The 22,731-nt window shown below is 69.0% G+C and carries 28 protein-coding genes and 2 pseudogenes; 17 read left to right on the top strand and 13 right to left on the bottom strand.

What is annotated here, in order from left to right; genetic code table 11:
* Positions 1 to 515 precede the first annotated feature (515 nt).
* Entirely contained in the window at positions 516 to 2,345 is a 1,830-nt protein-coding gene (locus O7621_RS00575) for a hypothetical protein (RefSeq protein ID WP_282232250.1), read from the top strand.
* A gap of 139 nt (positions 2,346 to 2,484) precedes the next feature.
* Here O7621_RS00575 and O7621_RS00570 read toward each other — a convergent pair whose 3' ends face one another.
* On the bottom strand, positions 2,485 to 3,180 hold the full coding sequence (locus O7621_RS00570; RefSeq protein WP_282232249.1) for a 2'-5' RNA ligase family protein: 696 nt from the start codon (positions 3,178 to 3,180) through the stop codon (positions 2,485 to 2,487).
* The gene (locus tag O7621_RS00565; protein WP_282232248.1) at positions 3,177 to 4,508 is read right to left on the bottom strand and encodes a hypothetical protein; all 1,332 of its coding nucleotides are present in this window, start codon (positions 4,506 to 4,508) and stop codon (positions 3,177 to 3,179) included. Before O7621_RS00565 ends, O7621_RS00570 begins: the two co-directional genes overlap by 4 nt.
* Before the next feature lie 940 nt (positions 4,509 to 5,448).
* Between O7621_RS00565 and O7621_RS00560 the strand changes: the two genes are divergently transcribed.
* From O7621_RS00560 to O7621_RS00535, 6 genes are all read left to right on the top strand, one after another.
* Positions 5,449 to 5,862 carry a DivIVA domain-containing protein gene (locus tag O7621_RS00560; protein ID WP_282232247.1) on the top strand — a complete coding sequence of 138 codons (414 nt, stop codon included), beginning with the start codon at positions 5,449 to 5,451 and terminating at the stop codon, positions 5,860 to 5,862.
* Positions 5,863 to 5,896: 34 nt separating this feature from the next.
* Positions 5,897 to 6,154 (top strand): hypothetical protein, encoded by a 258-nt coding sequence (locus O7621_RS00555; RefSeq protein WP_282232246.1) that lies wholly within the window; start codon positions 5,897 to 5,899, stop codon positions 6,152 to 6,154.
* A complete protein-coding gene (locus O7621_RS00550) occupies positions 6,151 to 6,408 on the top strand; it encodes a flavin reductase (RefSeq protein ID WP_282232245.1) in 258 nt (85 codons plus the stop codon). Before O7621_RS00555 ends, O7621_RS00550 begins: the two co-directional genes overlap by 4 nt.
* Positions 6,405 to 7,133 carry a GPP34 family phosphoprotein gene (locus O7621_RS00545; protein ID WP_282232244.1) on the top strand — a complete coding sequence of 243 codons (729 nt, stop codon included), beginning with the start codon at positions 6,405 to 6,407 and terminating at the stop codon, positions 7,131 to 7,133. The genes O7621_RS00550 and O7621_RS00545 overlap by 4 nt, the downstream gene beginning before the upstream one ends.
* 275 nt (positions 7,134 to 7,408) lie before the next feature.
* Positions 7,409 to 7,666, top strand: coding sequence for a hypothetical protein (locus O7621_RS00540; RefSeq protein WP_282232243.1), 258 nt, complete (start codon positions 7,409 to 7,411; stop codon positions 7,664 to 7,666).
* 306 nt (positions 7,667 to 7,972) lie between these two features.
* Entirely contained in the window at positions 7,973 to 8,437 is a 465-nt protein-coding gene (locus tag O7621_RS00535) for a hypothetical protein (RefSeq protein ID WP_282232242.1), read from the top strand.
* Between the two features lie 39 nt (positions 8,438 to 8,476).
* Here the strand turns inward: O7621_RS00535 and O7621_RS00530 are convergent, their stop codons facing one another.
* Complete coding sequence (locus O7621_RS00530; RefSeq protein ID WP_282232241.1) at positions 8,477 to 9,319, bottom strand: serine hydrolase domain-containing protein; 843 nt, start codon at positions 9,317 to 9,319, stop codon at positions 8,477 to 8,479.
* 151 nt (positions 9,320 to 9,470) lie between these two features.
* Between O7621_RS00530 and O7621_RS00525 the strand changes: the two genes are divergently transcribed.
* Both O7621_RS00525 and coaD read left to right on the top strand, forming a co-directional pair.
* A complete protein-coding gene (locus O7621_RS00525) occupies positions 9,471 to 10,154 on the top strand; it encodes an HD domain-containing protein (protein WP_282232240.1) in 684 nt (227 codons plus the stop codon).
* Positions 10,155 to 10,159: 5 nt separating this feature from the next.
* Positions 10,160 to 10,669 (top strand): pantetheine-phosphate adenylyltransferase, encoded by a 510-nt coding sequence (gene coaD, locus O7621_RS00520; RefSeq protein WP_282232239.1) that lies wholly within the window; start codon positions 10,160 to 10,162, stop codon positions 10,667 to 10,669.
* Here coaD and O7621_RS00515 read toward each other — a convergent pair.
* Positions 10,611 to 11,048, bottom strand: a complete 438-nt coding sequence (locus O7621_RS00515; RefSeq protein WP_282232238.1) for a MarR family transcriptional regulator — start codon at positions 11,046 to 11,048, stop codon at positions 10,611 to 10,613. The genes coaD and O7621_RS00515 overlap by 59 nt on opposite strands.
* Positions 11,049 to 11,118: 70 nt before the next feature.
* On the opposite strand from O7621_RS00515, the gene O7621_RS00510 reads away from it, so the two are divergent.
* The gene (locus tag O7621_RS00510) at positions 11,119 to 12,063 is read left to right on the top strand and encodes an NAD(P)-dependent oxidoreductase (protein ID WP_282232237.1); all 945 of its coding nucleotides are present in this window, start codon (positions 11,119 to 11,121) and stop codon (positions 12,061 to 12,063) included.
* Between the two features lie 65 nt (positions 12,064 to 12,128).
* Here the strand turns inward: O7621_RS00510 and O7621_RS00505 are convergent, their stop codons facing one another.
* Positions 12,129 to 13,271 (bottom strand): hypothetical protein, encoded by a 1,143-nt coding sequence (locus O7621_RS00505; RefSeq protein WP_282232236.1) that lies wholly within the window; start codon positions 13,269 to 13,271, stop codon positions 12,129 to 12,131.
* A 47-nt stretch (positions 13,272 to 13,318) separates the two neighbouring features.
* A complete protein-coding gene (locus tag O7621_RS00500; protein WP_282232235.1) occupies positions 13,319 to 14,278 on the bottom strand; it encodes an alpha/beta hydrolase in 960 nt (319 codons plus the stop codon).
* 63 nt (positions 14,279 to 14,341) lie between these two features.
* Here O7621_RS00500 and O7621_RS00495 point away from each other — a divergent pair, with 63 nt between their 5' ends.
* On the top strand, positions 14,342 to 15,289 hold the full coding sequence (locus O7621_RS00495) for a WYL domain-containing protein (protein WP_282232234.1): 948 nt from the start codon (positions 14,342 to 14,344) through the stop codon (positions 15,287 to 15,289).
* A gap of 7 nt (positions 15,290 to 15,296) precedes the next feature.
* On the opposite strand, the gene O7621_RS00490 is transcribed toward O7621_RS00495, so the two are convergent.
* A complete protein-coding gene (locus tag O7621_RS00490) occupies positions 15,297 to 15,794 on the bottom strand; it encodes a YcxB family protein (RefSeq protein WP_282232233.1) in 498 nt (165 codons plus the stop codon).
* Positions 15,795 to 15,838: 44 nt separating this feature from the next.
* Entirely contained in the window at positions 15,839 to 16,522 is a 684-nt protein-coding gene (locus tag O7621_RS00485; protein ID WP_282232232.1) for an alpha/beta hydrolase, read from the bottom strand.
* A gap of 104 nt (positions 16,523 to 16,626) precedes the next feature.
* Between O7621_RS00485 and O7621_RS00480 the strand changes: the two are divergent.
* The 5 genes and pseudogenes from O7621_RS00480 to O7621_RS29130 all read left to right on the top strand — a co-directional run.
* Positions 16,627 to 17,532: pseudogene (locus tag O7621_RS00480) on the top strand (WYL domain-containing protein); the annotation flags it as partial.
* Positions 17,533 to 17,583: 51 nt separating this feature from the next.
* Entirely contained in the window at positions 17,584 to 18,339 is a 756-nt protein-coding gene (locus O7621_RS00475; protein WP_348775336.1) for a DinB family protein, read from the top strand.
* A gap of 171 nt (positions 18,340 to 18,510) precedes the next feature.
* A complete protein-coding gene (locus O7621_RS00470; protein ID WP_282232231.1) occupies positions 18,511 to 18,684 on the top strand; it encodes a hypothetical protein in 174 nt (57 codons plus the stop codon).
* Between the two features lie 3 nt (positions 18,685 to 18,687).
* A complete protein-coding gene (locus O7621_RS00465; protein WP_348775335.1) occupies positions 18,688 to 18,948 on the top strand; it encodes a response regulator transcription factor in 261 nt (86 codons plus the stop codon).
* A complete protein-coding gene (locus O7621_RS29130; protein ID WP_348775274.1) occupies positions 18,933 to 19,052 on the top strand; it encodes a hypothetical protein in 120 nt (39 codons plus the stop codon). Before O7621_RS00465 ends, O7621_RS29130 begins: the two co-directional genes overlap by 16 nt.
* Here the strand turns inward: O7621_RS29130 and O7621_RS00460 are convergent.
* From O7621_RS00460 to O7621_RS00440, 5 genes are all read right to left on the bottom strand, one after another.
* Positions 19,033 to 19,632, bottom strand: a complete 600-nt coding sequence (locus O7621_RS00460; protein WP_282232230.1) for an NADAR family protein — start codon at positions 19,630 to 19,632, stop codon at positions 19,033 to 19,035. The genes O7621_RS29130 and O7621_RS00460 overlap by 20 nt on opposite strands.
* A 90-nt stretch (positions 19,633 to 19,722) precedes the next feature.
* A complete protein-coding gene (locus O7621_RS00455; RefSeq protein ID WP_282232229.1) occupies positions 19,723 to 20,157 on the bottom strand; it encodes a VOC family protein in 435 nt (144 codons plus the stop codon).
* Between the two features lie 82 nt (positions 20,158 to 20,239).
* Entirely contained in the window at positions 20,240 to 20,749 is a 510-nt protein-coding gene (locus O7621_RS00450) for a macro domain-containing protein (RefSeq protein WP_282232228.1), read from the bottom strand.
* 45 nt (positions 20,750 to 20,794) lie between these two features.
* The gene (locus tag O7621_RS00445; RefSeq protein ID WP_282232227.1) at positions 20,795 to 21,148 is read right to left on the bottom strand and encodes an SIMPL domain-containing protein; all 354 of its coding nucleotides are present in this window, start codon (positions 21,146 to 21,148) and stop codon (positions 20,795 to 20,797) included.
* A gap of 123 nt (positions 21,149 to 21,271) precedes the next feature.
* The gene (locus O7621_RS00440) at positions 21,272 to 21,808 is read right to left on the bottom strand and encodes a helix-turn-helix transcriptional regulator (RefSeq protein WP_282234794.1); all 537 of its coding nucleotides are present in this window, start codon (positions 21,806 to 21,808) and stop codon (positions 21,272 to 21,274) included.
* Between the two features lie 141 nt (positions 21,809 to 21,949).
* Between O7621_RS00440 and O7621_RS00435 the strand changes: the two are divergent.
* Positions 21,950 to 22,637, top strand: a pseudogene (locus O7621_RS00435) (class I SAM-dependent methyltransferase).
* Positions 22,638 to 22,731 lie beyond the last annotated feature (94 nt).

Below are 22,731 nucleotides of genomic sequence, written 5' to 3'. Positions count from 1 at the left end.
CGGTGAATGAGTTCAGGCAAATAGGCGTTATTGACTGCCGTCGAAAGACGTCTGACGGTACGGTCGTTAATTATTTCGGGAGTGGTGTTATGGCTGTCGCCAGCCCGATTTCGTTCGCTTCGTCCATGTCCATGTATTCCTCGGCCGTTGCAACCGCCGGCTACCGGAATCAATTAGCTGGATTGATCCGCCTGGACAGTAATGAATTGCGCCACCGGTTCCATTTCCTGAGCATTGAACCCCTCCGTCGACCTAACAGATGTGCATTATGTGATGTAGACGGACTTGGTGTATCCGGCGGCAACTGCTGCAATGTCCGTTACGGGGATGTATGTCCGAGTGTCGGCTTGACTCGGCTGCGGCTTCGGAGACTGTCAGAGGCTGCTGGGAGAATCGGCCAGTAAGCTTCAGTTCTGATCCGAGAGAGTTCAGATGGCCGCGTACACGTTAGAAGCCAGGACGCTGTGTGCTCGCGCCCTGACATGGTGGGTCGAGTCCAGAGGCATGGGTAAACTGTGACCGCCGAGGAGCAGGGCGAACGGCTTGAGGTCCAAGCCGAGACGTCCGCAGGCGAGGGCGACGCTCCTGTTGAGGTCCAAGCCGAGACGTCCGCAGGCGAGGGCGACGCTCCTGTTGAGGCCCAAGCCGAGACGTCCGCAGGCGAGGGCGACACTCCAGTAGGCGTGGAGCCATCCCCCCAACGGGACCCAATCTCCGAGAGGGTCTCAGCTGCCTACGAGAAGGTGCCAGCGATTGGCGATCGGTGGACCCGCTGGTACGATCTCCCATACAAAATGTTGTGGTTTCTTCAGACCAGGTGGCGACGCAAGGTTATTCCCAATTTGGTGCTCCGTGCGTTCCAGCGCTGGTCCCTTGATCTCAGCCAGTTCAACGCCCTTGAGCGATTTAGAATTTGGGACCCAACGGATCGGTTGCACGATTTTCAAGTGCCCGCTGATGAGCACGTGAACATGCCGAGTATCTGGGTGGTTGAACTGTTCCCGCCGAGCGCTTTTTCTCAACTGGAGCGGGCAATCGATAGGAATGGCTGGGACCGGAATCGCTGGATGTCTGGCGTCGACGAAACCAATGCCAACTTGCTGCTGAAGTACCGTGCCCGCATGGGATGGAGTTGGTGGCGAATTGCCTCGATTCAGGGTGACAGTGGTACGTACCTGGTTCCCGATGCAGTGCATGCTCAGTTGCCGCCTGAATTCGGCTACATCGAACTGAAGGCCATACAGGTCGGCGTCGGCCTAACTGCCGTTGTTGCCTACATCGAACTCTCCGAGTTGGGTGCCACACAACTCGATGAGGTGTGGCATGAACCTCACGAGCCGATGTTGACTTGTCGAGACGGGCGGCTTCATGCGCTTGATCGGATGTGGGCTGGATTCCAGGTTACACAGGCGGCCCGAGAACGGCTGCACCAGTTGGCGCGGAAGTGGATGAATGAAAGCTGCGGCGGTGCCTTTGCTGAATTTGAAAGTCCCCAGACGCTGGTTGACATGCTAATTCTAGACCGGCACGACCCGACTGATGTTGGCGAGGATGGCGATCGTGACCAGTTCGATATGTTTCGAGCGCTCGGAATCACTGAGACGACGGTCCGCCACTACACCTCCGCCGACATTCCCAAAATGCACTTGGTCCCGACTTTGCCGCCAATGGTGCGAGGGATTAGTACTGACCGGACGTGGGCACTTTGGGGCCAGCGTCAGGCTGTCACGGACATCGCCACCCACCTGGCTGGCTATGGCAACGATCCGAATCGTGCGATAGCGCATCGCTACCGAGACGAAGTCGAAAGCTTCCTGATTTCGCTGGCCGTATCTGACTGGCTTGAGATGGTCGAGGCCCGCTACGCGCTGATTCGGGACCGCGCTCGGGCGCAGCATGGCCGATTCAGCGCCAAGGTCACCGATGGCCTCCGCGAGCAGTTGTTGACCCTCAGCATCGACGTAGCGACGCTCCGGCGCGACTTGGAAAGGTCCTGGAAACTCCGACCTCGGTTTGAGGGTGAGGTGGAGTTCAGCATCGAGTACTCGCCACGCCTCCGGATCATCTCCGACTCGGCGGGCGAGTCGATCCACATGAATGCCGAGCTACGGAGGCGTCAGAAAGAATGGTTTGAGGAACTGACCGCAGCTGACCGTGATTACCGTGACATCCTTTCGACGGTGGCCTCGCTGGGTGCGTCGGTCGATGCCGCCAAAACTGGTCGCCGTGCCTTGGGGGTTGCCTTCGTATCGCTAATGGTTGCCTTCGCAACCGTTGTGGTAACCGACATCGGTGACAGCAGTTTGCTCAATGAGGTATTGGAATTCCTGCAGAGTCGGCTCTGAAGTCGGCTCGCGCAGGGTCCCTCGGGCCGAGAGCGATGCCAAAGACAGGGCTTGATCCGTCGTCCAGCCAAGGTCAACATCTCCGGCTGAAGTGTCGTATCGGTCGCCTGCTCGGTGGACTGTGCGGCCGATCCGGCCGTTAGCTGATCAATAAGACTTCGGCGTACTTTGACGCGATGTACTGGTGGCCATCGCGGTGTAACTCGACTAGGTCCACGGACTGGATGACTGTGGCGACCGGGGGGAGGTTTCGAAGGCTGGCTGCCCGCTGGATGAGCGGCTGCGCGTCGGCGGGGGTGTTGTGGTACGCGATGCTGACATGCGGGACGAATCGGCTTGCCCGTTCGGGTAGGGCTGCTGCGCCAAGTACCTCGGCGATGGACTCGCGGATGAGGTCACGGAGCCTGCGGATTGGCTCCAGAGGACCGACACTGAATCGGATTGCTCCCGGCGATCCGGTGAGCGGCCCGATCTCGACGGGGATGGCGGGCAGGTCGATGCAGCGTTGCCGCACGTGGTCGGCCACTGCTGCGGCCAGGTCGGGTGAGACTTCGTCGGTGAAGGCGAGTCGCTGCATCGTGATGTGCAGGCTGGCCGTTGGGACCAGGTCGAGGTGGGGTAGGTCGCGCAGCTGCTCTTGACAGTGGGCCGCCATGGCGGTGAGGGCTGGGACGTGGCCGAGCATCACCATCCAGTGGTAGGAGCGCCGGCCAGGCGTCCACCCCGGGCGGTCCCAGTGGTTGACCATCCGTTGAACCTGCTGGAAGCGGGTCCACTCCTGGTCGGCCCAGGGGCGTTCGCGGTAGTGGGCCGGCGCTTCAGGCTGGGCCGTCATCGGTTCCCTCGGCCTTCGCCGAGCCACGTGTAGACCTCGTCGATGAACGACTCGGCGCAAGGATCGTCGAACTTCTCCCTGACCATCGTGGCGAGGTCGCGGGTCCGCTGACGTATCGACTCGATCTGGTTGTCCTGGCAGGCATGCATGGCTTGGCGGGCGATGTCGGCGGCCTGCTCGACGTCGGGTCGGTCTCCGCCTGCCAGCGCGGTCGCCAGGTCCAGCCGGACCAGGGCCTGGCTCCACACGGAAGGCGACGCGTCGACGATCGTGACCGCGCGGCCGGCCAGGTCGAGAACCTGCTCGGGGCGTCCCAACGCCAGGTACGCCGTCGCCGCGTTCGACGCCACCCGTGCCTCGCTGTAGAGGCCGAACGAGACACATGAACTCATGCCGGGCTCGGGCGACAGGTCCGAGAGCATCTCGTACGCGGTGCCGATCGCCTGTTCTGCCTCCTGCGTCTGGCCGAGCTTCGCGTGCGCGCGTGCCTCGCCGTTGACGGCGAGACGGACCGCCTGTGCTCCACGGCCGGCGAACCGGCGGCCGTCCACGGCGTAGCCGAGCGCCTTGCGGTACTGCCCGTCGTAGAACTCGGCGAAACTCTGCGTGCCCCGCACCCACGCCTTCAGTTCCCGGTCCTCCGCGTAGTCGGCGAGCTGGAACGCCTCGATCCCGTAGGCCCGCGCCGAGCTGAACCGGCCGAGATTGACCGACATGTAGCTGAGCAGCCCGGAGAGCTGCCCGGCGATGCCGAGCAGCCGCGCGCTGTACCGGGGCTGCATCCGCAGCGGGATGAGGCTCTGCACCCAGCGTCGCTGCCGCACCACGTCGGCGGCCAGCGTGAGCGGCCCTTCCTCCTCGTAGCGCGCGACGACATCCGAAACGTAGAGATCCAGAGTGTCCAGTAGAGCATGGTTGACGCTCGCGTCGTTGTTCTCGCGAATCCGGGCCAGGATGACCGAGGGCTGCTCGACCAGCCCGCCGGCACTACCGACGCTACGGGCAGCGGGTACGACCCTCCTGTTGTCGGAGACGGCACTGCTTTCGGAACCGACAACAGCAGTATCCTGCCGCGCTACCGTGCGGTGGTTGCGGAATCCGAGTTCGTCGTCGGTGTCGGCGTTGAGGACGATGCGCAGGGCGGTGCGGTAGTCCTCGGCGGGATAGCGGATCTTGCCGTTTTCGAGTTTGCCCAGGTAGTTGGCGGTGAAGGCGCTGTGGGCGGCTTGTCCGGGATCGGGGTAGAGGATCTTGTTGACGGCGTCGGCGAGCTGCCGGCGGGTCAGGCCCAGGCGTTCGCGTGCTGCGGTGAGCGGATGGTTCTGCATGACACCCCCGAAGTGTGGCGCTCAACTGATGCGCGGTGGCGCGAACTGCCTGTGGCGGTAATCGATTTTGGACAGTATCTCACCTGCTGAATGCCACCTTCAACCATCTGCGTCGAGCAATTCCTGACCCTGCCAGGGAATACGTCAACGACGGAATGTCAAGAGGGGAGGCAGGGGATGGTTTCCCGCAACGGGAAGCATCCCTTCCAGTGATGGGGGAGCGTCACCCCGTCCCGGCCGGGACGCCTACCGCAGCCGGTCAGTCATCGGCCACGGTGTGTGCGGGGTTCGGCACAGATGCCGTACCGCTGACGTTGCCGGACCCCGACGCGGCCTGCCGCCGCTGGAAGCCCCCGTGACCGGCGGCGGCAGGCCCCGCGAGGAAACCCAGGCCGACCGGCCAACACAGTGGACGTACCCGGAAAGGGGTTGTGATGCTGGTAGCGGTGCGTGCCGCCCCGGTTGCCCGACGACCAGGCCCCGGTCGTGCCGGAGGATGCGCTGCCGGATGTCGGCCATGATGCGCCGGTAGTGCGGCTCGAACTGACGTGCGGGCATGCCGAAATCGTGCCCCAGCTCGGCCTTTGCGGGAGACCCGCCGGGGTGGCGTCGATCCCGTGGAGCGGCGCTCAGCTGCTTCTTCGACGGTCGGCGCTACCTCGGCGAACCCCATCGACGCCCCGGCCGGCCGGTGCACGCGGCACCGTCAGCCACTGCACACAACCCAGGAGGAACCCGACCTCCGGCGTTCGGCGGCACGTGAGCCGCCGGACGCCCGTACCAGCAGCCCTGTGCGCGTACTTGCCGTTTGTGGCTGCGTGCGCAGGGCGGGCGGCCCGACCTCCGCGCCCCCGTTCGGGGTCGGGCCGCCCATCCCACCTTCCCCACCGAACCGCGATGTAGCGGCGATCCCGTGACCTTCGAAAGGGCGGTCCCACCCGTGCGCAGACTCCTCGACCTTGTCCTGTTCCCTCGGCGTACTCGGCGGCAGTCCCGGCTGCTCGCCAGCCTCGCCAACCAGACCCGGCCGGCCGCCTGGCCTCCCGCCGCTGCTGCCGGCGGCGGGTCGCGTCCGCCGGCCCGGCGCGGCGGCAACGCCGGCACCCACCTCTACTACGGCGCCAGTGTGGTGCGGCCGTCGATCAGCCCCGGACTGGTCCGCGACCGGCGGTTCGCGGTCCGCACCCGGCGCGGTTGCGACCCGATCGAGGTACGCGCCTTCCTGCACCTGGTCGCCGACGAGTTGGCGGCGGTGCGGGCCGAGTTGGCGGCCACCCGGGACGAGAACGTGCGGATCAAGCAGGCGTTGCGGGACTGGCAGTCGCAGCAGTTCCAGGCCCGGCCGGTCGGTTGAACACTGTGGACGATGCAGGGAGAGGGGTGCGTTGATGCTGGATGTGGTGCTCGCCGCCACCATCGCGGTGCTGGTCGGCGCGGTGGTCGGGTTCAGTCTGTGCCGGCATCGGCACCGCTGGTGTCCCGGCTGCGGCCGTACCCTGACCTGCCCGGCGTGTCCGACCGGCGGGCTGCTGCCCGCGCAGGTCGAGGCGGCCGGGCGTCGGTGGGCGCCGCAGCCGGCGCGGACCGTGACCCTGCGGCGGACCTGGGTGTGGCCCGGCCGGGCCCGGCGGCGGGCCGGCCGGTGACCGCGCGGGTGGTGGCGGTGGTGGGCAGGGTGGGGCATGTGGCGTGCCGTCCGTCGTGGCGGTGCCGGGCCTGCCGCCGGCCGTGGCCGTGCGAGCCGGCCCGCGCGGAGCTGATGGCGAGCTTCGACCGGATCGGCCGCTGCATGTACGTCGCCGAGCTCGCCGCCGAAGCCGCCCGTGACCTGCCCGGCCTGACTCCGGCGCAGACGTACGCGCGGTTCATCGCGTGGGCGCGGCGGCGGGAGCCGGCATGACGGTCTACCGCACCCGGACCACCACGGCCGCCGCCGCTGTAGCTTCCGGTGGTGGGGTGCCGGTGCCGGCTGCGGCGGTACGGGGCCGGTCGCCGCTGCTGGCGGACGAGTTCTTCCTACTGGCGCATGATGATGTGACGGGTCGGCCGCGTCTGCCGGCCGGGCCGGTCGGGTACGGTCTGGCCGCCGCGCTGCTGGCCGACCTGGTCGACGCGGGCGCGTTGCGAGTGCACGACGGCCGGTTGTGGCTGGCCGCGCGGCACGTACCGGTGGACGCGCTCGGCGGCTGGATCCTGCGCTGGCTGGGAGCGGAGCCGCGACACCGGCGGGTAGGAACGTGGTTGGCGTTGCTGGCGCCGCGGGCCCACGGCCAGGTCGCGCGGCGGCTGACCGCGGCGGGCGTGGTCCGGCCCCGGACGGTACGCCGCCGGCTGCTGACCACCGCCGTGGTCCATGTGCCGGCGGATGCGAACCGGGCCGTCTGGGCCTGGGCCCGTCTGACCGTACGCCTACAGCGCGGCGAACCGCTGCCGGATCTTGAGGCGCGGCTGGGCGGGTTGTGTCTGGTGACCGGGCTGGACGACTTCCTGCTTACTGGCCTGCCGGCGGCGGCCCGCCGTCATCTGCACCGGGAGACCGCCGCCCGGTTGCCGGCCGAGATCGCCGAACTGTTCACCATCGCCCGCCACCGCCTCGACGGCGCCGCCCACCGCCGCCGCCACTGACCATCCCCACCACATCCCTGCTATATCTCTTGGCCGCAGGCGCTGCCGGTCCACGATGTCGGAATGGTCACTGACGAAGTGAGCGAGACTGACATCGTCGAGGATTCGCCGGACCTGACCGTGGCCGGCGTCCGTAAGGCGGTGCTCCCCTCGGAAGTTCCCGACCCGCCCGGCCGGCGGATGCTCGCTGCACGGGCGGCCGGTCGGAGCGGGCGCGACGATATCTCCGAGCGCGACGAGGAGTTGCTACGTAACGCAACGCCGGAGAGGCATCGGTGCTGGCCTGGGCCGAAGCACACGGAGCCGCCGCGTACGTCGATGACCAGGTTGCCTGCAACGTCGGACGCTCGCGCGGTGTGCGGGTGCACCGGACGCTGCAGCTCGTCGTCGCGGCCTACCGTGACGGCGTGCTGAGCGAGTCGAAGGCACAGGAGCTGATCAGCAACCTCGCGGACATGGACGCCCGCTTCCCGGTGGCGGCCCGCGAGAACCTGTTCGAGTGGGCCCGCTCGCGTAACCCACCGCTGATCTAATGCAACGGGCTACCGGCAAAAGCCCGCGCCAGGCTGGTCGAGCGAACTCGGCTGGTCTGGCGTCGCGAAGTCGTGGAGTCTGCGTGGGTGAGCCCGGTGGCGACCTCATCCAGGTCGGCAGGACGCGCGATTACGGCGGCCGAGGACTTAGCCACGGGACCAGGTGGCGGTCGCACAGTGGGAGGATGGCCGATAGCGCCGACCTTCCATGCTGGGCCTGAGGTGGTGAGGTCGAATGGACGGGACGTTACTGATGACCGGCCGGCGCGGTGGCGGCCGGTCGGTCAGCGTCGCGGGCAGCGAGAAGTGAGCGCCGATGTCGGGCTTCTGCTGGCCCGTCTCCTGGCTGGCCCGGTCAGCAGGATGCTCGACGTTGTCCCGGACGAGGGGCAGAGCAGGGCACAGACTTTCCTGATGGAGGTCGCGGCACCCTGGGAGGACGCCGCTGACCTGCTGCTGCGGCAGCTCAGCCGGTCAGTGGTGTGGTTTGTCGCATTCTGTGTGACCGGGTTGGCCGAGCTTCTGCTGGTGGTTGTCGTATCGATCGTGTTCGGTGATCTGCCGGACGTGGTGTTCCAGGCGATCGCGCTTCCCGCTGCGTTCATGTTCGCTGTCTCGATGGTGCACCTGCTGAAGTTGGCTCTGGTCCACTACACGCCGGAGGCGTGGTGGACCGCGCCGGCCGGGCTGAAGAAGTGGCTGATGTTGGCCCAGCTTCCGGAACTCGTCGTCGCGGGCATTGCGGCGGTACTTGTCGCATCCACCGTCTGAAGCTGGAAGGTGCGGCGGTCCGCCGTCGAGCGGCGCGGGTCAGCCGAAGTCGCGGGCGACGATGTTGGCGGCGGCGACCCGGGCGGGGTCGGGGTTGGCCCAGCTCCAGTTGGGGTGGGCGCGGTTGGTGAGCAGGGCGAAGACGAGGTTGCGGTCCGGGTCGACCACCAGTGAGGTGCCGGAGAATCCGGTGTGGCCGAAGCTGCGGGGACCGGCGAGGTTGCCCATGAACCAGGGCTGGTTGAGCACGACGCCGAGGCCGTGGTCGGAGGTGCGTTGCGGGCGTTCGGGGTCGATCGCCGGCAGCCCGGTGTTGGCGTTGGTGAGCATCCGCTGGCAGGTGGCCTGGCTGAGGATCCGTACGCCGTTGTGGCTGCCGCCGCCGAGCAGGCCGCGTGAGGATCGGGCGTCGGTGGCGGCCATCCGGGCGGCGATGTCGGCGGCGGAGTGCCGGTCGGTCGGAGTGAAGCCGGTGTCGGCCAGGCCGAGGGGTCCGGTCAGGCCGGTACGCAGCGCGTCGGCGAGGCCCTGCCCGGTGACCTTCTCGATGATGCGGCCGAGGACCATCAGTCCGACGCTGGAGTAGCGGAACCTGTCGCCGGGGGTGGCGCCGTTGACGAGCCCGGTGGACAGGACGGCCCGCCAGCGGGCGTCGCGTCCGCTGATCTGGCTGATGTTAGCGCCGGCCGGGAGGCCGCTGGTGTGGGTGAGGAGCATCGCGACGGTGATCGCGGCGACCGCGCCGGCGTACGTGGGGTGGCCGGGGTTCTCGCTGGTCGGCTTGAGGTACTTGCGCAGGACGTAGGCGAGCGGCGGGTGCGGGACCTCGCCGCAGGCGGAGGTGCCGGCACCTCCGCCTGCGAAGACGGAGGCGTGCGCCATCGGCTGACTCAGAGTGACTGATCGGTGTGCTGGAAAGCCGTCGCGCGGACTCGCCGACTCCCGCTCCATCAGCCGGGCCGTTGCCAGGTCGGATCTCACAGTTCGGAAGTGGCCATCGAGCCATCGCAGGCGTCCGTGGACTGACAGACCGATGAGCCGGCTGTGCACTACGGGCGGCAATGGGCATGCTGTTCGGCCGCACTACGATGTGCTTGTCGGGCCCCTGCACATCAGGCAGGACGGAGCACGCATGCCTTTGACGCTGCACGACGCCTTGGACGACCCACCGCTGCGGCCGCTGCCGGCTCCGGTCGGTGACCTTCTGCTCAGGCTCGATGCGCCACCACGCTTGGTCGCGCATCTGCGCGCGGTACACGACGTCGCCGCCCAGCTCACGGGCTGGCTGGCCGTCCACTACCCGGCCCTGGTCTTCGACCGCGACGCCGTACTCTTCGGTGCCGCCACCCACGACATCGGCAAGACCGTCCACGTGGCGGAGTTGTCCGGGCCGGGTTCGCGGCACGAGCCGGCCGGTCAACAGCTTCTGCTCGACGCCGGGATCGACCCGGACCTGGCACGCTTCGCCGCGACGCACGCCAGTTGGCAGTCGCCCGGCATCGAGCGCGAAGACCTGCTCGTCAGCCTCGCCGACAAGATCTGGAAAGCCAAAAGGGTCGTCGACCTCGAACAACTCGTCGTCGACCGTCTCGCTGCCGCCTCCGGGCAGGAACCCTGGCAGGCCTTCGTCAACCTCGACGATCACCTTGACGGCATCGCGGCGGACGCTGACCAGCGGCTCGCCTTCCAGAACAGCTACCCCGTCACGGCCGGCTGACACCGGTGCGCGGTTCGTTGGCGGTCTATCCCGGTACGTTCGACCCGTTCACCCCGGGACACGGCGACCTGGTGGCCCGTGCCCGGATGATGTTCGACCGGATCGTCGTGCTGCTGGCGGTGAACGCCGACAAGCAACCGACCGCCGAGGCCACGGCCAGAGCGGTACGCGTGCGCGACGCCATGCCGGCGGACTGGGGCAACGTCGAGGTCGACACCTGGACCGGCCTGACCGCCACCTACTGCCTGCGCCGTGGCGCCACGGCCATCGTCCGTGGCGTGCGTACGGCTGCGGACCTCCACTACGAGCACCAGCTCGCCGCGATGAACGAGCGGCTCGGTGTCCAGACCGTCTGGTTGCCGACCCGTCCGCAGCTGGCCGCCACCTCGTCCACCATCGCACGAGCACAGGATGCGGCGAAGTCGGCCCGTGCGTCGTACGACGCTGGGGGTCGGGTCAGTTCTCCACGAGGGTCCGCAGTGTCTGGCGAAGCTGACTTGTCGCACTCGGACTGATCCCGGCCAGGAACGCGCTCTCGGCCTTCCCGTACGCCACCTGTGCCGCGTCGTAGGTCTGCAACCCCTGTTCGGTGAGCTCAACGACGTTCCGGCGCCGGTCTGTGGGGTCCGGTCGGCGCGTGATGATGCCCTTGCGCTCAAGTACATCCAGCAAGGCGACCATCGTGGTGCGGTCGATGCCGAGGGTCTGCGCCACCTGCAGCTGCGAGGTCGGTTCCCGGTGGGCCAGGACCCGGAGCGCTCCGAAGTCCTTGCTGTCGATCCCCAGCGGCTCGAGCGCTGCGTCGGTCAACGCGGTGAGCTTCAGGGCCGCGTGCTTGAGGAGGTACCCCAGGACCTCGTGCGGGTCAGCGGTGGCGCTCGGCTCGGTGGACACGGCTCCCATCTTAGGGCATAGTCTGATCGTCAGTATCACTGACGATCAGACTTACTGCGAAAGGCTTGTCATGATCATCGTCACCGGAGGGGTCGGTTTCATCGGCTCCCACACCGTCCGCGCCCTCGCCGAGGCCGGCGAGGAGTGCGTCCTGCTCCAGCGCCGCACCCCCCGAATCCCCCCACACCTGGCGGACCTGCCCATCCACGTCGTCCAGGCCGACGTCGCCGACCTCGACGCGCTGCTCGCCGTCGGCCGGCGGTACCCGATAACCGGAATCGTGCACCTCGCCCTCGCCCTGCCCTGGCCGGCGACCGACGTCGACCCGATCGGAGCGACGGGAGGAGCCCTGGAGGCGTTCCTCAACATCGTCCGCGTCGCGCGGACCTGGGGTGTGCGCCGCGTCGTCACCGCCAGCACCATCGGCGTCTACGGCTTCACCTCTGAAGGCGCGCTGACCGAGGACGCGCCGATCCCCTTGGGGCACGTCCACGCCATCCCGACGTTCAAGAAGATCACCGAACTCCTCGCCGGTCACCTCTCGGACGTGACCGACGTCGACATCGTCAACGCACGCATCTGCGGCACCTGGGGTCCCGGCGGACACCTGCCCGACCCGTTCTTCGCCGCGCCCTCCCTGGCCCATGCCGCAGCCCGGCACGCGGAACCAGACCTGTCCGGACTCCTCGCACCACCGCACGCCGAAGACGCTCTCGACCTGCTCTACGTCAAGGACACCGGTCGCGCACTCGCGTTGCTGCAGCTCGCCGGGAAGCTGACCCACTCGACATACAACGTCGCCTCTGGCCGTGCCACGAGCAACGCCGACGTCGTCACCGCGATCGCATCCGTCGAGCCCGGCTTCCGTTGCGAACTTCCCTCGGGCGGAGACCGCCCGGTGAGCTGGCTCGACATCACCCGCCTGCGCGAGGACACCGGATTCAACCCCCGGTACGACACCGCTGCGGCTGCCGCTGACTACATCGCCTGGCTGCGCGCGGGAAACCAGCGGTAACTTCGGCCACTGTGTGGGTGAGGGGGTGTGGTCCGGCCTGGCCGGGATGCCCGGCAGCGTTGCTCCTACCTCATTCGGCCCCGGTAGCCGACAGGGCCTGATCCGACCCCCTGGCGGATCCCCAGGAACGTGCCGTCGTCAAAGGCGATCGTGCCGGTTCCGCCCCGGTTGTCGCGCCAGGCCAACCGGGTGAGCGGGCGACCACCCACCCCCACCGCGAGCAGGAGGTCGTGCGAGGGGTACCAGCCACCACCCCAGCCTTCCTGGGCCACGTATCGCGAGGCATCGCTGGTGGCGGGACTACGTTCGATGAGCTGGCCGCGGAACTCCTTCGGTCGCTTGCCCGGCCGGCGACACCAGCCGTAGAAGGCAGCCTGCTGGGCCTCGAAGGTGACGGCGTACTCGGCGCCGGAATCGTCGGCCCAGGCCACGTGCTCGAGAAGGCAATGCTCGCCCCGGTCGATGAAGATAGTGACCTCCCCCCGACTGGTGGCGTACCTCAGCACCGGTTCCGCGGTCAGCTGGCTCTCGAGCGCCGACCTGGCCTGGTCGTGCGCGTGCATCGGGTCGATCGTGACCCGGTACAGCCACAGCATGCTCTCGGCGTCGTTACCGCTCTCCACCCGCAACGTGTTGCGCCCGACCAGCAGATCTTCAGCCGGGACCGCGAAAATCAGCCGCTGCGGCAGCCCGCCACCGTTCGGGATCCGCAGCCGGTCCGCCAGTGGCCTGCCGTTGAGACGAACGGTGAGCGGGGCGTATCCGGGCGAGTCGAAGAGCATCGAGGCAAGTGCCACGACTGCGACGCACGCCTCACCGACGACCTCCGGGTCGGGTACGTCGAACTCCAGCTCGACCGAGCCGCCGGCATCGATCTCCAGGTGACCGTCAGCGTCCTCCACCCCGTCGACGTCGGTGATGGTGACGTTGCCGGTGCGTGCCGGGTCGGTGCCGAAGTCGGCGTAGGTGGGCTCCATCTGGACCCCGGTGCGGCGTGGGGCAGGAGCCGGCTGCGGGTCCAGCGGCACCTCGTACGTCGCGACCGTGCACTCGTTCCTGTCGTACCCGATGTTGGCCGCGCCGAAATCGGGCCGCACCTTGCCGACGTGCAGCGCGCCGTTCTCCTCGTTGCCGTGGGGAACCGCACCGGGCGGGATCTGTCCTGCGCTGGCGGTCTCCCAACGGTATCCGCTTTCGGATTTTTCCATCCATGAAGGATAGATCAACTCATCGGACCGACGGCCACCCTGGATCGTCAGGACTCCGTCAGGACCTGTTCGCCCTGGGAGACATCCTGCTGTGCCAGCCACGTCAGGATCGCGCGGTTCGTCTCTTCCGGCTTCTCCTGCTGGATCCAGTGCCCGCAGTCCAGGGTGACCACGTCCACGTCGGGCACGAACTCCGCCAGCCTGGCGGACTTGGCGATCGTGTCCCGGTCGCCGTAGATCATGAGGGTGGGCTGTCGGATGATCGGGTCGACGTCCGCCAGCAGATGCCAGTTGCGGTCGAGGTTGCGGTACCAGTTGATGCTGCCGGTGAACCCGGTCGACTCGAAGGCCGAGACGAAGACGGCCAGCTCGTCGTCGCTCATCACCGGCTCGCCGAGTGGTGTATCCGCCCTGGCCAGCTCAATGAACGCCATACCCGGCTGAGGCTGTCTGAACGGCACGTTCTTCCGGTACAGGTTGCGCAGGAACCGGTACGTGTGTTCGTCGAACACGGCGTCCGCGACGCCCGGCTTCCGGTTGAAGTGGACGAAGTAGAAGTCGCCGCCGAGTACGGCTTCCATCAGCTCGATCCAGGGCGTCTCCCCACGCTCCTGGTACGGCAGGCTCAGGTTGATCACCTTGTTGACCCGGTCCGGATGCAGCAGGGTCAGCCCCCAGACGACCATCGCGCCCCAGTCGTGGCCGACGAAGGTGGCATCGTCGTACCCGTAGTGGTCGAGCAGCGCGACGAGATCCCCCGACAGATGCGCGATGTCGTAGTCGGTCACCTCGGTCGGGCGCGACGAATTGCCGTAGCCCCGCTGGTTCGGAACGATCACGTGGTAGCCCGCCTCGGCCAGGGCAGCCATCTGATGACGCCACGAGAAGGCGTGCTCCGGCCAGCCGTGACAGAGCACGATCGGCTTTCCGGCGTTGCGCCGACCGGCTTCGAAGACTTCGAGCTGCACACCGTTGACGGGGACAAGACTTGGTTCGGGAAAGTTCATGCCGCCATCCTGCCGACCATAACCGGTCACCTCATGACCGGTTTATCTGACAATCTTGGCGGCATGCGAACCGACCGGCTGGTGGCCGTACTCCTGCTGCTGCAGCAGCGCGAGCAGGTGACCGCGGCGGAGGTCGCCCGGGAGCTGGAGGTCTCCGAGCGCACCGCCCGCCGCGACCTCGACGCCCTGGCCATGGCCGGGGTGCCCGTGTACGCCACGCAGGGGCGTGGCGGCGGCTGGCGCCTCGTCGGCGGTGCCCGTACCGACCTGTCCGGGTTGACCGCGAGTGAGGCCCGCGCCCTGTTCCTGGTCGCCGGCCCGGCCTCGGCCGCGACACCGGAGGTCAAGGCAGCGCTGCGCAAGCTCGTCCAGGCCCTGCCGGAGCCCTTCCGGGCCCAGGCGCAGGCAGCGGCGTCGTCGATCGTCGTGGACCCGCAACGGTGGGGGACCAGCCGGGCCGACCGCCCGCCGCCACGCTTCCTCGACGAACTCCAGGACGCGGTGATCCGTGGCGTCCAGGTGCGGCTCGGCTACGTCGACAGCACCGGCACCGTGACCGAGCGGACCGTCCACCCGCTGGGCGTCGTCGCCAAGAATCCGTGGTGGTACCTCGTCGCCACCACCGGGTCTGGCCGACGGACCTTCCGGATCGACCGCGTCTCGTCCGTCGACCCCACCGACGATCCGGTGCACCGACCCGTGGACTTCGACCTTGCCGAGAGCTGGCGGGAGATCGCCGACGAGGTCGACCGCAGGCGGATGCCCGTCGAGATTCAGGCGGTCTGCGCGCCCGACGGGATCGGCACGCTCCGGATGGCGCTCGGCGACCGGCTCGAGGTGGGTGGCCCCACAGCCGACGGCCGCGTCGAGGTCGTGATCCGTGGCTACAGCGAGTACACGCTCGCCGGCGAACTCGCCTGGCAGGTCGACTGGCTGGAGGTGACCGGCCCCGCCGGTGTGCGGGACCACCTGGCCGCGATCGGCACCGGGCTCGTCGAGCGGTACGGCTGAGGCGCCTTCACCCGGTCTGGAGCAGGCCGCGGTTGACCATGAAGTCCCGCAACGTCTCGACGTCGTCGGCGGACATCAACTCACGGGGGATCACGGTCGCCGGCATCCGGCCCACGTACACGATCCAGAATCCGGGGGTGTCGAGCACCTTGCTGACCCTGTCCCAGGCGATGTCGCCGAACTCCGTACCGCTGCGCATCGTGATGGTGTCGTCGGTGATGTCGTAGCCGCCGTCGACCGCGTACTCGCCGGACCGGCGCCGGGCCCGCGAACGCACCCACGGCCCGTACAGCATCGACAGCACACCGGCGGTGACCAGCGACATCCACAGCAGCGAGAACTGCTCGCCCCAGCCGTACTCCCGCGCGGCGACGAAAGCGGCCACCCCGGTCGTCGCCAGGACCGCGCCGATGTAGCCGAACTTGGCCAGCCGCACCCGGCTGAGCGCGGCGGCCGCCCTGCCCGGGTAGTCGGGATCGGCGGGGACATCGAAACGGATACGCACCCCAGCACGATAGTGCCCACACCCGCCGACGCCGCTGCCCGCAGCTAGACCTCGGCGAGGATCCGGGCCAGATCCGCGGGTCGGGTGAGCATCGGCCAGTGCCCGGAGTCGATGTCGACCAGGTCGAGGTCCTTGGCCCGGGCCAGCTCGGGGACCTGCCCGGCGGTGATCATCTCCTGCGCCTGGGCCGGCGTGAACTCCGGACACACCAGCACGACCGGTACGTCGAACCGCCGCTCGTCGGTCAGCCGTACCACGCCTTTGGCCACGCCCTCGGGGACCGGGACCGCCGCCGCCGCGAAGTCCCGCCGGGCCTGCTCGTCCAGGTCGGCCGCATCCGCGCCGTCGAACGGCTCCCAGCCCGGAAACGGCATGACACCGGCGTCGACCTCGAAGAAGTCTGCGTACGTGTCTCCGTCGACCGCCGGGACGCCACCGATCAGCACGACCTTCGCCACCCGCTCGGGCCGGGCGTCGGCCGCCATCCAGGCCAGGGTGCAGGCCGCCGAATGACCCACCACCACCGACCTGCCCGGTCCCGCGTCCACGGCGGCGAGCACCGCGGCCAGCTGGTCGGCGAGCGTCGCCGACGTGTTCCCGTCGCCCTGACCCGGCAGGGTCACCGGCACCGGACGCCGGTCCACCTTCTCCAACTCGGCGGCGACGTCGGTCCACGCCGACCCGTCGAGCCACAAGCCACCGATGAGCACGATCTGTTCTGCGGTCATGATCTCAACCTAACGGCGATTCCGGACGTTCTACTTCCGGTACTGTCTGCGTCGTGCGCACCGGACCGAGCCCGACCGCCCGCGCCGTCCGGACGCTCGAGATCCTGCGGGAACGCCCCGGCACCACCGCCGACCAGCTCGCCGCCGCCCTGGGCGTGACCGAACGGGCCGCGCGACGCTACGTCGGCATCCTCCGGGAGGCCGGCATCGAGGTCGAATCGGTGCGCGGCCCGTACGGCGGCTACCGGCTCGGCCGGGGCACCCGGCTGCCGCCGGTGGTCTTCACCCAGGAACAGGCCCTCGGCCTGGTCATGGCCGTACTCGACGGGCAGCCCGCCGCGATCGACCCCGACGACCCGATCGGCGCGGCACTCAGCAAGGTCATCCGGGCTTTACCCGACAGCGTCGGACGGCAGGCGGCGGCCCTTCGGGGGTACGCCTCGGCCACCCCTGACCGGCATCCGGCCCGTACTGATCCCACCATCACGAACGCCCTGGTCAGCGCCGTCGCCGACCGGTGTCGTGTCACGATCACCTATCGCGGCGGCAGCGGCGAGCAGTACGACGCCGAGGTCGACCCGTGGGCGGTCGTGGTCCGGCACCGACGCTGGTACCTGCTGTGCCACTCGCACCGCGCCGACGCGGTACGCACGTACCGGATCGACCGGGTCCGGGCCGTACGGCAGCTGCCGCACGGCTTCACCCCGCCCGACGACCTGGATCCGGTCGCCGCCCTCGAAGCGCATCTCGGCGTGGGCTGGCAGTACCCCACCCGGGTCGTGTTCCACGCGCCGTACGAGCAGGTGGCACCGTGGATCCGGCCGCCGATGGGCCGCCTCACTCCGGACGGCGACCGGTGCGTCCTGGTCGGCAGCACCCGCAACCCCACGATGTACGCCCAGGAATGGCTGGCTGTCGTCCCGTTCGACTTCACTGTGGAGCAAGGCCCCGAACTGCGGGCGGCGGTCGCCACGGTCGCGGCCCGCTTCAGCGCGGCACTCCCGCCTGCCGATGTGCCGCTAGCACCGCCGGATCGCCGGATCGCCGAGGAAAGGTGTGCCATGGCTCAGGAGGACGTCACACGTTTCGTAGACCGGGACCTGCGAGGTGCGCGGTTCGACAGGTCGACGTTGGCCGGCGCGGTGATGCGCGGCGTCGACGTACGCGGGCTCGACATCGACGCGCCGTGGCTGGCCGACGGCGCCCTGCTGGTCAACGGGGTCGACGTCGTGCCGTTCGTCGAGGCGGAACTCGACCGGCGGTTTCCCGGACGGGAGCTGAAACGGGCCGGCGATCCCGCTGGCCTGCGTACGGCGTGGGCGGCGCTCGAACAGGCGTGGGCGGCCGTGGTCGATCGGATCCCAGCCCTGCCCGAGGGCGCCACCGACGTGTCGGTCGACGGCGAATGGTCGTTCGCGCAGACGCTGCGCCACCTCGCGTTCGCTACCGACGCCTGGCTCGGCAAGGCGGTCCTGCGTCTGCCGCGACCCTTCCATCCGCTGGGCCAGCCGCACGCCGAGTACGAGACGGACGGCTTCGACATGTCGATCTTCGCGACGGAGAAGCCGACGCTCGCGGCGGTACTCCAGGTGCGTGCCGAGCGCCAGGCCATGGTCCGGGACTTCCTCGCGACCGTCACAGCGGATGTGCTCGCCGAGCCACGTCCGAGCGCCTGGTCGCCCGAGCACACCGTGTCCGTACTGCACTGCCTGCACGTGATCCTGGACGAGGAGTGGGAACACCTCCGCTTCGCTCTGCGGGACCTCGACGCCCAGCCGGCACTCGATGACCCGGGCGACGTCGAAGACAACAGCTGACGGCCGTGCTGCCCGAACGAGTCTCTCCGAGACCGTCGTACAGTCCGCGCGCCCGCGGGTGCGCCGGCGCACCCGGACAGACGACCGTGGCCTGGCCGGGCCGCCTGGCCGCCTGGCCGCCGGTCCTCGGCGTAGCTGCCGGCCGTACGTCGTGGGAGCCTACGCATCCACATGGGCCCGGACGGCAACCTCCGGACCACCCCGCCCCGCGACCAGGGCTTCGGCCTACGGAGCATGGTGCAGCGGGTCCGCAGCGTCGGAGGTGCGATGGAGCTCGAGACCGCACCGGGTGAGGGCACCGCGATCAGCGTACGGGTGCCGGCGATCCCGATGGTGGCGTCATGATCGATTCTGATCGCCGACGACCATCCGATCGTCCGCGACGGGCTCCGGGGGGCCTTCGCGGAGCCGCCCGACATCGAGGTGGTCGGCGAGGCCGCCAACGGCCGGGACGCGGTGACCGAGGCGCTACGGCTGCGGGTCGACGTGGTGCTGATGGACCTGCGGATGCCGCAGGTGTCCGGTGTCGAGGCGATCACCGCCCTCGCCGGCGCCGCGCCGTCGACGAGGGCGCGGTACGGCCGGACGTCGCCATGGCCGACCTGGTGACCCTCGTCAACGCGATCGCGCTGGCCACGGAGTCGGCCACCGCCACCGAGGCGCAACGGCTGACGCGTCTCGCCCTGAAGGGAGTCAGCCCGACCCGGCGGTAAATCCGTCGACCCGGCCGTGGCTACCGCCGATCTGCTCCCGCAGCGTGTCCCGGACCTGCATCAGGGCGAAGCCGAGCAGGTTGAGGCCGCGCCACCGGGTGGGGTCGGTGGCGGCCGGGTCGTCGCGGGTCAGGCCGATGCCCCAGATCCGGTCCATCGGGCTGGCCTCGACCAGCACGCGTTGCCCGGTGGCGAGCAAGTACGCGCGCAGGTCGGGGTGCTGGCTGAACTTGGCCAGGTTCCCGGCGACCACGATCGGGACGCGATGGGCGTTCCACGTTCGCTGGTCGAACCCGGCGACCCAGCCGCCGAGCACCTTGGCGGCGCGAGGGTGGGGTGCGACGAGGATCCTTTCGGCCATGAGCGGGTCGTCGAACAGGACCGCCTTTCGCCACATCATGTAGTGCTCGGCGGTGGCGAACGTGACACCGTCCACAGTGAATTCTATTGACGACCACTGGCTGAGGCAACCCGCGCCGACGCTGCCGTCCGCCTCCGGCTGATGGCCCCAGAAGAACAGGAACTTCACCGGGTGGCCGGCGGCCACCAGATCGGCGACGTCTCGTACCTGTGCCAGCATGGCCGCCAGTGTGCCGCCGAGGTCTTCACGGCGCCATCGATTTGACCGCCGTACGGCCAGCGACGGCAGCGGTCACCTGTCTTCTACTGTTCAGTCGAGGCAGAACTCGTTGCCCTCGACGTCCTGCATGACGAGGCACGACTCGCTGACACCGTCGGCGCGCAGCAGCCGTACGCGTACCGCGCCGAGCGCGACCAGTCGGGCGCATTCGGCCTCGAGCGCGGCCACCCGCTCGTCACCGACGAGACCAGTGCCGACCCGTACGTCGAGGTGCAGCCGGTTCTTGACGGTCTTGCCTTCGGGCACGCGCTGGAAGAACAGCCGTGGACCCACCCCGGTGGGATCGACGCAGGCGAACGCCGAGCCCTGACGTTCGGGCGGCAGTGCGCGGTCGAAGTCGTCCCAACTGGCGAACCCCTTCGGAGGCGGCGGTACGGCGTACCCCAGCACCTCGCACCAGAAGCGGGCGACGCGCTCAGGTTGTGCGCAGTCGAAGGTGACCTGGAACTGCTTGACCGACGCCATCAGCCCACCATAGAGGTGTTTCCCTCCTCGTCCGCCCTGGGCACGCCCCCGGCGGTACATCGGCTTGATGCCTCTCGTCGGATCAGCAGCTGAAGGCCAGCGCGGCATGGAGGTGCCCTGCGGTGTCCTCGTCGAACGCTACGAGCCGGATCCGTTCGACGGTGGTCGGGGTGGCCGCGAGGGTCACGGCAGCGATCCGGGCGGCCTGGTCGGCGGGGAAGCCGTACACGCCGGTGGCGATCGCGGGGAAGGCGATCGCCCGCACGCCGAGTCCGTCGGCGACCCGCAGACTGCGCCGGTAGCAGGAGGCCAGGATGTCGGCTTCGCCGTGGCCGCCGCCTTCCCAGACCGGCCCGACAGTGTGGATGACGTGCCGTACCGGCGGGTCGAGGTCGAACGCCGGCGTAGCCTTGGCGTCGCCAGGCTCGCAGGGGGCGATCGCGCCGCCGGCCCGCGCCAGGCGAGGGCCGGCCGCACGGTGGACGGCCCCGTCGACTCCACCGCCGCCGAGCAGCGACTCGTTGGCGGCTGTGACGATGGCGTCCACTGCTTCTCGCGTGATGTCGCCGACGACGACCTCGATGACTGCCACGACGCGATCCTGCCACGACCTGCCGGGCCCCATCGGGCCGTCGCCTCAGTCGTGGGTGATCGAGAAGCCGAGAACCACCGCAGCCGAGACGACCACATGCCCGGGTGCGAGGTGCAGAGCGGAAGCTTGCCCGCCGGATCCGTGCCCACGGTACCGCTCGTGCCCCACATTCTCCGGATCGACATCATCGATGTGTATGGCCGCGCCGAGCCGGACACCGGCCGCTTCGGCGTACAGCTCGGCCTTGCGCCGGGCGGCGGCGACCGCCTGACGCCGAGCCTCCGCGCGCATCTCGCCCTTTGTCGTCACGTCGAAGTCCACCGCCTCGATCTCGTTCGCGCCGGCGGCTACGACGTCATCGAGCAGTTGCTGGACGATGTCCAGGCGGTCCGACTCCATGGCGAACGTTCAGTCAGGCGGTGGTGCGGCGGGCCGTCGTCGACGAGCTGAAGCAGCTGCCGTAACGACTGGATCAGCGACAGATCAGCGGCAGGGCGCGCCACTCGACCGGGGCGGCGCGCCCTACCGTCGGGACCCGGCGGCCCGCCACTGTGCCGGGGTCACCGAATGCTCAGAGCGAAACCGTTTGATGAAGTAGCTGATGTCGGGGTATCCGACCCGGCGGCTGATCGCCGCCACGGTCAGCGCGGTTTCGGCGAGCAGCGTACGGGCCTGCTGCATGCGTCGCTGGGCGATCCACTGCTGGACGGTGCGGCCGGTCCGGCGGCGTACCACGGTGGTGAGGTGACCGGCGGTGAGCGCGAGTTCCGCGGCGACGTCGGCCAGCGAGATCGGCTCGTCCGAGGCGCGCAGCTGGTCGGCGACGCTGGTCGACAACCGGGCCGCGGCCACCAGCAGCAGGGTCAGGTGGGCGAGTGCGGCGTCCTGATGGCCGTCGCGTCGCACCGTCGCGTCGGCCCGTTCGGCGTAGCAGAGCGCGACGAAGTCGTGGGTGTGCGCGTCGGCGGGGATCGCGGCGCTGCTCGGCATGCGCCGCTGGATCCGGGCCACCGCCACCGGGGCAAGGCCGGGCACGCGGGGAAAGCCGACCACCGGCACACCCCGCCCGGCGATGCCGACCACCCGGGAAGCCGGATCCGAACTTTGTCGCATCGTCTCCACACCCTCACCGATGTCGCGCTGCGAGCAGCGGACAACGCTGGATCCGTGACCGAATCTCGTCTGATACCGGAGGGTGACATGACCGGACCACGCGCTGCCAGTCGTCCGCACCAGCACTACCTGCCCGCGATGGGGCGGCAGTGGCTGCTACCGCTCTACGACCCGTTCAGCCGGCTGGTCGGCGCTGGGCGGGTGCACCAGCAGTTGCTCGACCGGGCCGAGATCCGGCCCGGGCTGCGCGTGCTGGGGATCGGCTGTGGCACCGGCAACCTGCTGCGGGCGCTGCTGTGCCGGCAGTCGGACGTCGACGCTGTCGGCATCGACCCGGACCAGGGCGCGCTGCGGCTGGCCCGGCGCAAGGCCGCCCGCGCCAAGCTGCCGATCGGCTACGAGGTCGCCTTCGCCGGCGACCTGCCGCTGCCCGACGCCAGCGTGGACCGGGTGCTGTCCGCCTTCATGCTGCACCACCTGACCGACGAGGAGCGGGCCAGCGCGTTGCGGGAGGTCCGCCGGGTGCTGCGCCCCGGCGGTCAGTTCCACGTCGTCTCCACGTCGTCGACATCGACGGTACGGCCCCGGGCCACGGAGCCGGACGTCTGCACAACGACCCCCGGGTGGTGGCCAGCCGGCCCGAGCGGGTGCTGGCCGCGCTGCCGAGGCCGGCCTGACCGGCGGTACGGAGAACGGCCGCAGCCGCGGTCGGCTCGGTCGACTCGCCAGCTTCGTCTTCTACCGCGCCACCGGCCCTGCAGAGCACGGCAAATAGGGTCGGCGGCGCGGTGGCACCCTGCCCTGGCGCCAAGTGGGTCGCGCCAGTCAGGCACCTTGCCCGCATGATCACTTGACGTTCTGCTGGGCGA

The sequence above is a fragment of the Solwaraspora sp. WMMD937 genome (assembly GCF_029581175.1).
GTDB lineage: Bacteria > Actinomycetota > Actinomycetes > Mycobacteriales > Micromonosporaceae > Micromonospora_E.
Note: the sequence above shows the minus strand (reverse complement) of the source record. Positions and strands in the feature narration are given on the sequence as shown.